The organism is Okeania sp. SIO2C9 (assembly GCF_010672455.1).
GTDB lineage: Bacteria > Cyanobacteriota > Cyanobacteriia > Cyanobacteriales > Microcoleaceae > Okeania.
The window spans coordinates 79,231-93,386 of the sequence record NZ_JAAHGO010000016.1 but is presented as its reverse complement, the minus strand read 5'-3'; the positions used below and the strand labels follow the sequence as shown (position 1 = coordinate 93,386).

Annotated in this window: 10 protein-coding genes; 5 read left to right on the top strand and 5 right to left on the bottom strand. The window is 36.8% G+C overall.

The window, feature by feature from the left end; genetic code table 11:
- The 3 genes from F6K23_RS15435 to F6K23_RS15425 all read left to right on the top strand — a co-directional run.
- Positions 1 to 751, top strand: a 751-nt coding sequence (locus tag F6K23_RS15435; RefSeq protein ID WP_293156902.1) for a globin family protein, incomplete at its 5' end; no start/stop codon positions are given.
- 47 nt (positions 752 to 798) lie between these two features.
- Positions 799 to 1,500, top strand: a complete 702-nt coding sequence (locus tag F6K23_RS15430) for a pentapeptide repeat-containing protein (RefSeq protein WP_293156899.1) — start codon at positions 799 to 801, stop codon at positions 1,498 to 1,500.
- Between the two features lie 204 nt (positions 1,501 to 1,704).
- On the top strand, positions 1,705 to 2,022 hold the full coding sequence (locus tag F6K23_RS15425; protein WP_293156896.1) for a hypothetical protein: 318 nt from the start codon (positions 1,705 to 1,707) through the stop codon (positions 2,020 to 2,022).
- A 770-nt stretch (positions 2,023 to 2,792) separates the two neighbouring features.
- Here F6K23_RS15425 and F6K23_RS15420 read toward each other — a convergent pair.
- The gene (locus F6K23_RS15420; RefSeq protein ID WP_293156893.1) at positions 2,793 to 3,941 is read right to left on the bottom strand and encodes a tetratricopeptide repeat protein; all 1,149 of its coding nucleotides are present in this window, start codon (positions 3,939 to 3,941) and stop codon (positions 2,793 to 2,795) included.
- Positions 3,942 to 5,928: 1,987 nt separating this feature from the next.
- Here F6K23_RS15420 and F6K23_RS15415 point away from each other — a divergent pair.
- Positions 5,929 to 6,276 carry a hypothetical protein gene (locus F6K23_RS15415; protein ID WP_293156890.1) on the top strand — a complete coding sequence of 116 codons (348 nt, stop codon included), beginning with the start codon at positions 5,929 to 5,931 and terminating at the stop codon, positions 6,274 to 6,276.
- Between the two features lie 106 nt (positions 6,277 to 6,382).
- Entirely contained in the window at positions 6,383 to 6,571 is a 189-nt protein-coding gene (locus F6K23_RS15410) for a hypothetical protein (protein WP_293156887.1), read from the top strand.
- A 396-nt stretch (positions 6,572 to 6,967) separates the two neighbouring features.
- On the opposite strand, the gene F6K23_RS15405 is transcribed toward F6K23_RS15410, so the two are convergent.
- The 4 genes from F6K23_RS15405 to F6K23_RS15385 form a co-directional block, all read right to left on the bottom strand.
- Positions 6,968 to 7,888 carry a 2-keto-4-pentenoate hydratase gene (locus tag F6K23_RS15405; RefSeq protein ID WP_293156885.1) on the bottom strand — a complete coding sequence of 307 codons (921 nt, stop codon included), beginning with the start codon at positions 7,886 to 7,888 and terminating at the stop codon, positions 6,968 to 6,970.
- A 39-nt stretch (positions 7,889 to 7,927) separates the two neighbouring features.
- The gene (locus tag F6K23_RS15400) at positions 7,928 to 9,163 is read right to left on the bottom strand and encodes a pentapeptide repeat-containing protein (RefSeq protein WP_293156882.1); all 1,236 of its coding nucleotides are present in this window, start codon (positions 9,161 to 9,163) and stop codon (positions 7,928 to 7,930) included.
- A gap of 738 nt (positions 9,164 to 9,901) precedes the next feature.
- Positions 9,902 to 11,470, bottom strand: coding sequence for a Uma2 family endonuclease (locus F6K23_RS41830; RefSeq protein WP_367267711.1), 1,569 nt, complete (start codon positions 11,468 to 11,470; stop codon positions 9,902 to 9,904).
- Between the two features lie 498 nt (positions 11,471 to 11,968).
- A complete protein-coding gene (locus F6K23_RS15385; RefSeq protein WP_293156879.1) occupies positions 11,969 to 13,504 on the bottom strand; it encodes a hypothetical protein in 1,536 nt (511 codons plus the stop codon).
- Positions 13,505 to 14,156: the final 652 nt, after the last annotated feature.

The following is a 14,156-nucleotide window of genomic DNA, read 5'->3' as shown; positions in this document are numbered from 1 at the left end:
GCAAGATTGGAATTCAGAACTCAAGAATGCGTGGGTATTTGCTTACGAACAAATTGTGCAACTGATGTTTGAAGGTGCAGGGTATTCTCCAGAAACTTCAAACACAGAAGTTGAAACTACCTCGCAACCAAAAATAGAAATCAATCTAGAGAAAGCACCATTAACAAAATCATCTTCTGAATTACAGGTAGAAGTTATCGAAAACAGCTTTGAAAAAATTAAACCCTGTGGTGCAGAATTTGCTGCCAGTTTCTATGAAAATCTATTTGCAGCATATCCAGAAGCAAAACCACTATTTGCTAATACCGATATGGAAGATCAACAAAAAAAGTTGCTTAATTCCTTAGTGTTAGTAGTAGAAAGTCTGCGCCAACCAGAGGTTTTAGCAAAAGTATTACGCGACCTCGGTGCTCGTCACGTTAATTATGGGACTCTCAAACAACATTATCCCTTAGTAGGAAAAACTATACTGAAAACTTTAAAACAGTATCTCCAGGAAGATTGGACTCCCGAAGTTAAGACTGCTTGGGTATATGCACTCGGTCAGATTACTAAATTCATGTTTGAAGGAGCAGGTTATATAAAAACACCAACACCACTTTCCAAACAAGTAGAAGAAACAACGACACAACCCACTTCTGAACAAGAAAAAAAATCTCTTTCTCCTCCAACGACTAAACAAAAAATAACAACCAAAACTAAGCAAAAAAAGAACAGTCAGACAAAGAATATTCTGCTGAAGAAGCAATAGCAAAACTGAAAAAATTATTTACACAAATTATTAATATTTTCTGGGAATTGCCAAAAATATATGTAGTAATTGTTGCTGTAATTATTGCAATTATAGCGGTGAATTTAGTCGGTGAAGATTCTATTTTTTCTAAAACATTAGATTCTGCTGATACTATTAGTTTGATTATTGCTGTAGTCCTTTTTGTCAAAGAAGCTCCCGACCGAAAAAAAGAATTTCACTATCAAGCTTGGAGCGTAATAGATGCAGCTAAAGGTATCAAAGATAGTCAGGCGAGATTTATGGCAATTCAGGATTTGAATAAAGATAGTGTTTCTCTGAGAACTCTACAAGCACCAGGTGCATATTTGGCAAGTATTGATTTGAAAAAAGCAAATCTGAATGAAGCAAATTTGAGTGGTTCTTGCCTAGATAATGCTAATCTTAAACAAGCAAATTTAAGTTATGCTAACCTGAGTAACGCTAAACTATCAAGCAGTAGTTTAATTGATACAAATCTCAGTTTTAGCAATTTGAGTAATGCTAATTTGAGTAGTGCTAATTTGAGTAATGCTAATCTAGTTTGTGCTGATTTGAGTAATGCTAATATGAGCGGTGTTAATCTGAGTGGGGCAACTTTGAGTGGGGCAAAACTTATTGAAACTTATTTAGTTGGTGCGAATCTCAAAGATGCAAAAGTAAGTGTTGCTGAACTTTCTAATGCTTATTTAAAAGATGCAATTATGCCAGATGGTTCAAAGCATAATTGAAGAAGGAAGAAGGAAGAAGGAAGAAGGAAGAAGGAAAAAGTGGATGGGAATTCAAGCTCCACCTATTGTAAATATCGTGTAGACTGGGTATTAAACCCAAAAGAAAAAGAGCAACTTAAACATTTAATTTAATAATTTTTGAGATTCCCAACAAATGTTAAAATTCAACCAGATTAAAATTAACTAAAAATAAGCAGAAAATTTATGGAATCACAAAAGCACTTACTAGCAAAAAATATGGCTTTTCTCATGTTAGTTTCTCCTGATAGTAACTTGGCAAAATTATTAAAGTTTTGTTTGGCAACAAAAATTACTGGGGAAAATCCTGGTAAAGCTGCAGAAAATATGGCTCGCGAGCTGATGGAAAAACCATCTAATTTGCCTTATTGTACTCAGGATGTGATGATAATTGACAATAATTATAGTGCTGAAGAGTGGGAAGCTTTAGGTAAGATGGATTTAAAAGATACTGAGGAATTTATGAATACTTTGTGGCAAGAATTAGACAATTTGAATTTTTAGATCGAACTTATATTAATTTGAAATATTGATCGAGAAAAATGAATAGGGAACATGGAAAAAGAAATATTTTTTGAAATCTTTAATATCAAATTTTTTCTAAAATTTATTCGAGAGGAAAAGGATATCTAAAGTTAGAAGAGGGAAGAGGTTATTTTAGATTTACAGCAGATTCCAAGTACATAAAGTACAGAAATTAACAATTAAATGAATGCAAGTGCGGGCATCTTGCCCGCGATGGGTGTACCTCACGCTTAGTGGAATCCGCTGTAAATATTCTATTTATCAGGACTTACGCACGGACACTAAATTGAGTGAGGGCGCAATTCGGCAGCTCTGCGGAACGCAAATGCCATTCGCCCCTACATATGGCGTTTTCAAGGGAGTTGCATGGGTAATATCATGTCCGGATAATTAGTTATAAAAAAACTTTCTCCTTCTTCTCCTGTTGTTCTTCTTTCTTCCCTCCTGACTCCTGACTTCCCCTCCTGGGAGGGGGAGGGGCGAGGGGTGGGTTGACTCCTGAGGACTCCGTAGTTATTTATTTATCACTGTTCAACCGGACATGATATAAGTCCTGTTTATTATCTTTTTCCTTCTGCCATCATCCTTCTTCCAGAGCTTATATTATCAGCGTTGGTGAAAAGAGGTATGATATCTTGTCCGGATAAGAGCGCGAACAAAAAACTACTACTCTTTGCTTCTTCTTTCTTCCCTCCTGACTCCTGACTCCTGACTCCTGACTCCTGACTCCTGACTCCTGACTCCTCAATTTAATCTTCCAATTCCATCATAATAGTTTCCACTTTTTCTTTACCTTCAAAATTATTCTGCTTCTCAAACAATTTTAATGCCGTTTCAAAAGACTTTCTGGCTTCTCGATCGCGCTCTCGACGGTGAAGAGCTAACCCCATTTTATAATGAGCATCTGCATTCTCGGGATTTTTCTTAATTACTTGCCGATACATAATTATTGCTTGTAAATAATCCTGACTTTCTAAAAGTATCTCTGCTGCTGCAAACCTAGCTTCTACTAAATCGGGATTAGCATAAGCAGCTCTTTGATAAAATTTCAAGGCAGCTTGGGGATTATTTTGTGCTTGATAAATTTCCGCAATTTGAAACTGAATCTCTCCATTTCGAGGTCCTAGACGAGAAGCTACTTCTAGAGCAGCTAAACCACCATTAATATCTCCAATAGATAATAAAGCAGTTCCTAACTTGATTTGCACTCCTGCATCTCTCGGCGATAATCTAACTGCTTCTCGAAGTGCTTGTAATGCTTCAGGAAAACGTTCCTGTTTCAGTAATGTTAAACCCATTGAAGCATAAGCTTCAGCATTATTAGAATTAGACTGAATTGCTACTTGATATGCAACGATCGCTTCATTGTATCTTTCTAGACGAAACAATGCAGCACCTAATCCTAAATGAGCATTAACGTTATTGCGGTCAAGTAAAGAAGCACGACGATAAGCTTCAACTGCGGCTTGATAGTTTTCTAACTTAGCCAGACTATATCCCAAACCATATTGAAAATCTGCTTTATGAGGCTCAATAGCGATCGCCTGTTGATAAAACTGACTTGCAGCTTGAAAATTTCCTTGGAGTGCTTCTAAATAGGCAATACCAGAATATATTTGTGCATTTTTTGGGTCTAAACGTGCTGCCTGTTGATATATTGTGATAGCTTTTTGGTATTTACCCGCATCCGCTAGCGCTCTTCCCTCGCGTAGGAGTTTGTCTAAGTTAGAATTCACGGATTGATTTTGAGCCAATAATTTGACTCCACAACCAGGATAAATAGAGGTATTTATCATAGATGTTTCTTGACAAGTAACCCCATAGGCAATAGAAGGAATAGTGGCTGTTATTGTGGCCACTACTAAACTACTAAATATTGATACTGTTTGTTTGTACACGGCCAGTCTGAAATATTAAATGTTCGTAGAAATTATTAATCATAGCACCGCTTTGAAAAACTTATATAGCAAAGAAAGGCTTGCTTAAAACATAGATTGATGATGAATCTTAGATGAGACAAGGTTTTTTCTACTGTTGCCTGTCACCTTCTGGGGCACAAGAGCTGTTGCCTTTCCCTTCAAATAAAACTCCCCTATAAACCGGATTTAGTATCACAACAAAATTGATCCAAAAACCAAACAACCATCATATTGTACCACTTTTATCAATGTTTCTTAGATATACTTAAGGTGTTTTTAGTAGTCAGGAGAAATCAAATTTATTCTTTTAGTCAAATAGATATTAAAATAATTTAGCAGTATAGCTTTCAGTATTTATAACATTCTTTTTTCAAACTGGTATTAATACGCAAAATAAACATCAGAGTTGATTTGTAAACTTAGCTAATATCATGTCCGTTTATATCGTTTGTGTAAACCCAAGGGTGAATATCTGCAGGAAATAATGGTTTTTTTCTTGCGAGGGTAGCCTTTCTTCCTCTTCTCTCTTCCCTCTTCCTTCTTCCCTCTTCCTTCTTCCTTACCTTTGCTATACAAGACCGATGCTGCCGGACATGATATAAAACCCTTATTTCATCTGACTCTCAGGGATTTATATTTTTGGGGAGCCACAACTCCCACAACCCTTGTATTGCAAGGAATTCATATCATGTCCGGTAGCATTGGTATTTTCAACAATTAATAATGAATAATGAATAATTACCTCTTCTTTTAAAAGAGGGTAGACAAATTAATGAAAATTTTTCTTCACAGGAGTCGATTGGATATGGCTCCTTTGACCTAGCCATCCCATCCTAACGGACTGCTCCGCAAACGACCGCTGATTATCCCCTTAAAAGGGGAGGCGCATACCCACAATTTTTCGGTAAGCGTGAAGGTAAGGAAGAAGCGGTGCGCTACCAGGTGCGTCTGTCGCACCCCGCGGGGTAGCACCGCTGTTCCCTGTTGCCTATTCCCTGGCATACAAAAGAAAATAAACCCATCTCCTGTCCCCCCCACTATCGAAACTTATTGACATAAACTTTGACCTTTCTTAGAAAATATTCACGAAATTAAACTTGTAGAAGGCTATGTTTTCCATTAATATCAGTGTTATGCTAAATTGATCAATGTTTGCTACAAATAGTTGCATGCAACGTCCGTACGAAATAAGGAAGAAGGAAGAAGCAAGAAGGAAGAAGGGATAAATATTGAAAAAAAAGGGAAAAAGATAGAGATAACCATCTAAAATGAACTAGAGAAACTCTTTTTACGCATATCCGATAGAGATGTACTTTTTATAGCATTCTTTTTTCAAACTGGTATTACTCCGGCAGAGTAGACTGTGTTGCCAGTTTCTACCTCATCCTGTGCATTATAGAATTTCAATCTGCTAATCAAATCAAACCTCTTGCTGACAAATTCTTCCAACTGGTAGCTTATTGTAGGGAAATGAATCGTCAATATGGCCTCAGGTTCAACAACCTTTTGTCGATCATCACTACTCCTCAAGAGGCGATACGGCTGATGCCATGCTCCGCGAAAACTTGGTTTCAACCTAATGAAGTGATGAAATATTGGCACCAGTGGCCTATTTTTGGCAATTACAAAATGTAGTATAACTTGCCAATTTTGTAGGCTTTGTTAAGCTGGTTTTAAGGGTATAACTACTTCGGAAGAAAAATCTATTAATCCTCCTGCCTAGTCAAGGATAAAACAGTGTATTTATTCTATGTGGTTTTTACCGGGATTTATTTCTCAACCCACTGAAAACTTACCTAGGACATTGTCTGGAATAGCTACACAAAAGCTTTTAGTAAGCAAGCTGTTCCATATCTCTTTTTTGTGCTGAACTATTAGTCTATTTCTAGACATCAATTCAATTAAACCATGCTTAATTTTTTGCTTGTGATTTACTTAGTAACTTTACTCAATAAGGACAATGAACATGAATCACCAACTCAGTCTAGTGCTTCAAAATGATAAAAATATTCAAAAATTAGGTTGTATTAGCGCTGTACATAATCCTAAAGATACTAATCATTTGGAACGCCGACAACAACAACGTGCTATTAGTTTACCGATGATGAAAGTTGCCATAATTTATGGTAATAGACAATTTAGTTATGGAGCAGTCACTTATACTTTGACTGATAAGAATTTATGCAGAACTCCTTATAAAAGGTTTATAGATGTGCTGCGAGGATTGAGAGTTGTCTGTGTTCAGGGATTTCCAGAACCTAAAATTATGACTGCTTATTGGCATAATAAAACAAAGCGAAAAGTTCATAGATAAATGTTGATATATTGCTAATTTATGAGCTTAAAAAGTTTACATTCATTCAGCAAGCTTACCTTACTCCACCCAACTTACTACTATTTTATGTAGGCTAAAATGTTGGGTGAGAAAATTATTTATAGCAGAAGAAAGAAGAAAGAAGAAAGAAGAAAGAAGAAGGAAGAAGGAAGAAGGAAGAAGGAAGAAGGAAGAAGGAAGAAGGAAGAAGGAAGAAGAAGGAAGAAGGAAGAAGGAAGAAGGAAGAAGGAAAAATATTACGTTATTTACTCCTTATTATATCAAATCCGGTTAATTAAACATAGAATCCGGTTATATAGTATCTGTTTATAATTCTATAATTATTTCAATACTAGACATCTCCACAAAAGAGGGAGTAGGGACGTTCCATACAACTTTACAAATTACAGGAACTGTCCAATAGCTAAAAGTCTTATATTATTCCAACGGAGATGCTGCGCAAACGGCAATTTATTCCCCTCCTGGGAGGGGGAGGGGCGAGGGGTGGGTTGCCTGTTGCCTGTTGCCTATTGCCTGTTCCCTACGCGCAGCGCTATTATATTATGTTCGGATAAACACTAACTATAAAGTCATTGCGACTGAAACGTAGTGGAAGGAAGCAATCTCAGGGGTTTGAAATGTCTCTTCCATCTATACCCTAATCATAACTATTCAACCGAACATTATATTACTATTCAAATTTCACCAATATTTCTACAGTTTCATTTGGAGTTAAACCTGTATATTGAGCGCGGATAGTAGTATTTGGTTTAACAGTAAAAAAATTTGTAATACTCCCCAAAGAAAGTAAATCTCCTTTTTTTAATTGTTTACCTTCTGCTTGTAAAGAATTTTTAATCCAGAGAACAACATTCAGGGGATTACCTAATAAAGAACTGCTATTTCCTGATACTAATACTTTACCAGTTTCATCTAAAATTTCGAGGTTTAGATTCTTTAAACGACTTTCCCATTCATCAGTATCGGCTAAAGGAATAGGATTACCTAAAATTCCCGCTCTTGCCCCAACATTAATAGCTAAAAGAGCAGGTGCATCTAATTTTAAATCTTGATTATAAACTAAATCTGCTAATTCAATAAATGGTATTACTGCATCAAGATATTTCAAAGTTTCTCTAGGAGTTTTAGCATTATTAATTTCTGCACTACTAACTCTAACAATTAAATCACCTTCGCCTATTGGACGACTGCCAAATTTAGCTGGAATTGTAGCACCACTTTCGAGGAACATTTTTTCGAGAAAAGCACCTCGTAAAGGCTGAGAAACATTAAAACGTTGTTGAGCATTTGGATTAGTTAATCCTGCTTTGTAACCAACTACTTGACCTAAGTTTTTACTGATTTCTGCTATAAATTGCTTTTGAATTTGTTTTGCTTGAGGAATAGTTAGAGTTGTTGCAGTGTCAACAGGAGTTTTGTTCAGATAATTTTCTACCAGATTTTTTACTAACTGAGAATTACTATTTTGAGTAACTATATATGTGGAATTTTTGTCGGAAGTTTCTGTTTCTGGTGGGATTTTTGATGTTTCAAAAGTACAGGCTGAAAGTAAAGATATTAAGAGTAAAATAAGATATTTAGATGTGTGCATTATTTTTGGTTATTAATAAAGTTTTGTTAGTCTTTATTCTCATTTAGAACAATCAGGAGGATTTTTAGGATCGGAATCTTTATCTTGTTCAATTTCCTTTATTCTCTCTTGGTTAGCTTGTTTGTCCATAGGAATGAATTTGTTGTCAACTATTTTACTGTTTACATAAATTGCTTCTTTCCAATTGCAGGCTAATTTTATTTGTGCATTACTGAGGTTTTTTGCATCAAAAAGGTAAGCTCCAAAGAAGTTAGCTTCACGGAGGTAAGCTCCACTGAGGTTAGCTTCACTGAGGTTAGCTTCACTGAGGTTAGCTACTCTGAGGTTAGCTACTCTGAGGTTAGCTCCACGGAGGTCAGCTCCACTGAGGTCAGCTCTATAGAGGTTAGCTTCACTGAGGTTAGCTCCACGGAGGTTAGCTCCACTGAGGTTAGCTCCATCGAGGTCAGCTCTATAGAGGTTAGCTTCACTGAGGTTAGCTTCACTGAGGTTAGCTCCATTGAGGTTAGCTCCATCGAGGTCAGCTCCACTGAGGTCAGCTCCACTGAGGTTAGCTCTACTGAGGTTAGCTCCATCGAGGTCAGCTCCACTGAGTTTAGCTTCACTGAGGTTAGCTAAACGGAGGTTAGCTCCATCGAGGTCAGCTCCACTGAGGTCAGCTCCACTGAGGTCAGCTTCACTGAGGTTAGCTCCACTGAGATTAGCTTTACTGAAGTTAGCTTTACTGAGGTCCGCTCCACTGAGGTCAGCTTTACTGAAGTTAGCTTTACTGAAGTTAGCTTCACTGAGGTCAGCTCCACTGAGGTCAGCTTCACTGAGGTCCGCGTCACTGAGATTAGTTTTATTAAGTTCTAGACCAGATAAATCAAATCCATCTTTCTGTAATCGTTCTACTGCAGTTCTCACAACCCCAGATTGATCGCCTTTACCATCATTAATAATAGTCCAGGTAGAAAAAAGTTTTGCTTCTTTTCGTTCTTCAAACTCCGTTAACCAGGTTACTAAACTAACAATAAGAGCAATATTAGCAAGCAAACCAATTATTTCTAAAGTTGCTGAATTTCTTAACAGATATTCTATATCTTCTAAAAACTTTTCAACAGGAGTTGTTTCCCACCAATCTGCAATACGTCTGATTAATCTGGTTTGTTTTTCAGGAGTTTCTTTATTAGGAGATTGAATATTTGGAGGAAAATAAAAACCTTGTTGTTTCAGATTTTCTATTCTTTCCTCTAATTTTTTTTCCTTTGATTTTTGTTTTCTTTTCTTTATCATTGTCTTTATCTTTCCACTTTAATAGTAAACCGATATATCTAAAAATAGTGCAATAAGCGTAGGTTGGGTTGAGGAATCGAAACCCAACAATGGTCTAATACGGTTCAGATAATATTGTGTCCGGATAATTAGTGAGCAAAAAACCTTTTCTCTTCTAACTTTTTCTTTCCTTCTGCCTTACCTTTTCCAAAGTGTAATATCAAATCCGGTAGCATCAGTATAATTCAGCATTAAGGAAAAATAGTCAATCTTGTAGGGGCGAACGGCCGTTCGCCCCTACTGACGATAGAATTATATCACTCCGAAGCCAGCGGATTTGATATAAGTATTCAATCGGACATGATATAAGACCAAAACCTATAAAGTATCGAACAATTATTAGTAGCTCTTGAGATTATAAAACTGCAAAAAAAATCCTTAACTCAACTGTATTGAACAATATAAAGTAAGGTTTTGTTGGGTTTATCCTACGAATAAGCGACCCTAAAACTTCGTTCTACCCAACCTACATTATAACTGAATACTTAATTTATTTCTTCCAGAAAAACTACATCTTCTCAGACACCATTACTATCCAGGACTACTAATTTTTAATTCTCAAGAAAGTTTTGTTAGTCTTTACCGAAATATTGTGGTTTAAAGCCTCCCCTTTTAAGGGGATAATAAATAAAAATTTTCATAATTAGTCAATCCTCTTCTTTTCAAGGAGAGGTAATTCTAAATTCTAAATTCTAAATTCTAAATTCTTGAATCCCATATAGAACAATCAGGAGGAATTTCCGGGTCGGAATCTTTATCTTGTTCAATCTCCTTTATTCTCTCTTGGTTAGCTTGCTGATCTTCAGGAATCCATGAGATGCTATATTCACCTTCATCTTCAACTAATGTAGCGTTTACATAAATTGCTGCTTGCCAATTGCAGGCTAACTTTATTTGTGCATTACTGAGATTTTTTGCATTAAAAAGGTAAGTTCCACCAAGGTAAGTTTCACTAAGGTCAGCTAAACTGAGGTTAGCTTCACTGAGGTTAGCTTTACTGAGGTTAGCTTTACTGAGGTTAGCTAAAGTGAGGTCAGTTTCACTGAGGTTAGCTAAAAGGAGGTCAGTTTCACTGAGGTTAGCAAAACTGAGGTCAGCAAAACTGAGGTCAGCAAAACTGAGGTCAGCTTCACTGAGGTTAGCTTCACTGAGGTCAGCAAAACTGAGGTCAGCTTCACGGAGGTTAGCTTCACGGAGGTTAGCTGCAATAAATTTAGCTTCACTGAGGTTAGCAAAACTGAGGTCAGCTTTACTGAGGTTAGCTAAACTGAGGTCAGCTTCACTGAGGTTAGCTAGACCAAGGTTAGTTCCATCAAGTTGTACACCAAGTAAAGAAAACCCATCTTTGTGTAATCGTTCTACTGCAGTTTTTACAACCCCAGATTTATCACCTTGACCATCACTAATAATACTCCAGGTAGCAAAATGTTTTTCTTCTTGTCGTTCTTCACGCTCCGTGAACCAGGTCACTAAACTAGAGATAATAGCAATATTGGCAAGCAAACTAACAACATTTAAAACTGCCAAATAGTCTATATCTTCTATAAACTTCTTAATAGGAGTTGTTTCCCACCAATCTGAAAAACGTCTGATTAATCTGGTTTGTTTTTTAGGAGTTTTTCTGTTAGGAGATGGAATGTCTTGAGGAGAAGAAAAATCTTGTTGTTTCGGATTTTTTCTTCTGTCTTTTTCAATGTTTATTTTTTCTGATAAAACTACATTTTCGTACAATAAAGAAGTAGTTAATTCAAAATTAATGCTTTCTAATTGAACCGAAAATTCCTGTTGACTATCAGCTATTTCCTCAAGAGTATAAGTAGTAAGTTCCCATTTGTTTTTTTTATTAAGTTTATAGCATTCAATAGATATCTTTTCTGAGTCAATAAGAACATATTCTTTGAGACTTTTTATCTGACGATAACGTTGGAGTTTTTTACCCCGGTCTAATGTTTTCGTACTTGATGATAAAACTTCTACAATTAAACAGGGGTAATAGATAATATTTCTAGATTTTGTGTCTCGTGGATCGCACCTTACAACTACATCGGGATAGAAAAAAAGACTATTGGTGGAAATGCCGACTTTAGTATCAGTCATTTCGACTTTACAGTTTTTTCCTTGCAGGTGACTTTTGAGAGCAGAAACTAAGTTGATGACAATATTATTATGAGGAAAAGTTTCTCTAGTCATCCCGTAAACTTTCCCATTGATGTATTCATATTTTATGGGTTGCTGTTCTTCCCATGCTAAATATTCTTCTGGAGTCATCTTTTCAGTTATTAGTTATCAGTTATCAGTTATCAAGGAGATATCAAGGAAAATTAGGCGTTGCTGATTCTGGGTATGATGCAAGCCCCCCTAGCCCCCCAAAATTGGGGGGAATAAAACTCTAAAAGTCCGCAATTTTCGGCGATTTAGGGGGCTTGACTAGACCCAAACAATCGCACATTCATACTTCAATTCAGCAACGCCGAAAATTAATTGTGTTCCCTTAATTTAGCAGGTCGGGACCTTGGATACAACGTCCCTACGGATAATCGGAAAATGATGTACAAGTTCAAGAATGCGCGAATGCGCGAATGCGCGAATTACCTCTCCTTGAAAAGAAGAGGATTGACAAAGAGATGAAAATTTTTATTTATTATTCCCTTAAAAGGGGAGGCTTTAAACCACAATATTTCGGTAAATAGTGAAAACCTTGTAGTGCTGGCATCTTGCTCGCGATATGTGTACCTTATTACAGCGGGAAGCGCTGTAATTCTATTTTCACAACCTACAAGACTTACGTTCGCGAGTTTCTTCCACATTTTGCCAACCATAAGAAAAATGACTAATAGAATTAATCTGAGGAGTTGCTCTTCTAATAGCTTGCATTTGGATCTCCAAGGAAGGGCGACCAGTAAAAGGTTGTCCCCAAAGTCCAGCGATCGCCGGAATAATTGCCACTCCATTCGGTGCCATACTTACCACTCTCTGTACTTTTGAAACAATACAACTAGGGTTGCGATCGCCACAAGTTCCATAAGACATGGGATGCCATTCCATGGAAGCAGGAAATTGATCCCAAGGTTGGAGTCGAGAGTCAAACCCATTATCCCGTACTCTTTTGTTACCACCAGGAAAAAATACAGCACCAGCAGAAAGACCTTTTTGTTCCACTGGTTTAGTCGCAACCTTGAGAAAGTCAAGTATTCCTTGAGCTGCATGAGCAACACTTAATTCCCAAACTTGTCGTCCCGAACCTCCTTTCGGTAGTCTACCAGTAGCAGATGCGGTAGTAGCAGGTGAAAAGAAATTTTGCCATTTAGGAGTTTCCCTGTCAGAAACTGTAGAAATATCTCCAGAAGTCACATATCCTTTGTCTAAAAATCTTGTGAGTAATTCCTTTCCTGCTTCATTTTTCGCACGTTGTAATAGAGCTTTCTTAGAAGCTTCACCATAAACCCATAAATCTTTTACTTGATCCGCCACAGAATCTGGCCCAACTCCACGCAAATAACGAACGTAGTCGAATAAAACTCCTTGAGGTCGGCGTTTGAGTACCTCATTAATCATAACTGCATAATCTTGACGTGCTTCTGGACTGTAAGGGTCAATGAATGTATGAAAAGCATGACTTGCACCTAACTGGTCGTGCAAACTCGTATTGTCTGGAATTACATCAAGGGTTGTTTGACCTTTACCGTTGCGAGCTAAAGCTTGTTGACGGTTGGGTAGTTGAGAGTAAGTATAGCCAAAGTTGATGGTAAATACCCAAGCATAAGCTCGCAAACCACGAACGCCTGTTTTTTTGAGACTCTCAGCTAATAGATCGACATTTTCATAACCAGGTACGCGCAGTACAGACGGCCAAACTGTGGGGTTATTTGCTGCGGGAAGAAGCACTTGTCCATCATAAAAAGCTTCTATGTAAACTTGATTGTAGCCTTTATTAACTACATGGTCGAGTATTCTGTCGATTTCTCCTGGTCTAGCATCACAAGGATACAGTCGCAACCATAAACCTTGAGTTCTTGGCCAGTTTCTCAGGCGACAGTTGTTTACTTCTCTACCGTGTTGGATCAAGATATCTTGATATTGTTTTTCTGCTTCTTTGTTTCCAGTTAAGACTGCTTGACGTAAGTTTTCTTTTGTAGCGATCGCTTCTGGTGACAAACGACAATAAGCATCTGTTTGTGCTTGAGCTGGTTGCTGATACGAAAATAATGGATTTGCTATTAGGCAAAATAAAGTAGCTAATAAACTACGATATAAGGTTTTTTTTGCTTTAATTTTTTTGTGTGAAGTATAAGTTTTGTTCATAAGAGTAATTAAATTTATTTCCTCATATAAATAAATAGAATAACACCTAATTGTTGATTATCTATTCGGTCAATAGCTAGTCTTTCAGTATAGTTTAAAAATAAATTGTATAGCACTATGTGGTAGGGAATAGTGGCTTTGGGAATAGCAAGGTTTTTTCCTACGGAAACACTCCACGAACAGGATTGAAAAATGTCTTAACTAATGCCTCTTTTGACTCAAATTTATTGTCTTCAGCTATCTGCATATTCCCATAGCTCTTAAATCTTCAAATTGACAAAAAAAATTCGGATTATTGTTACCCGAATTTATGTAGCTACTCAAAAAAAACTGAGGAATTGCTTATTTTTTCACCTTGCTTTGTAGGAAAAATTACAGAATATTGAAGGTAAATGAGATACACATAAGAATATTCAATAATTTTGAATTACCTATTCTTATAAATAAAAGGATTGGATAAAAATATTTTTTTTCTTTTAGTCAATCCTATCCGTTTTCATAGGAATTCTGAAAAGTTTTTGATACTGAATTTTGCCCCCCTAGCCCCCCAACTTTGGGGGGGGACAAGAGTAAATTGGCTTCTAAAAGTCCCCCTAAATTGGGGGATTTAGGGGGCTTTGATGTAGCAAATTGGACTTCTCAGACAACCTCT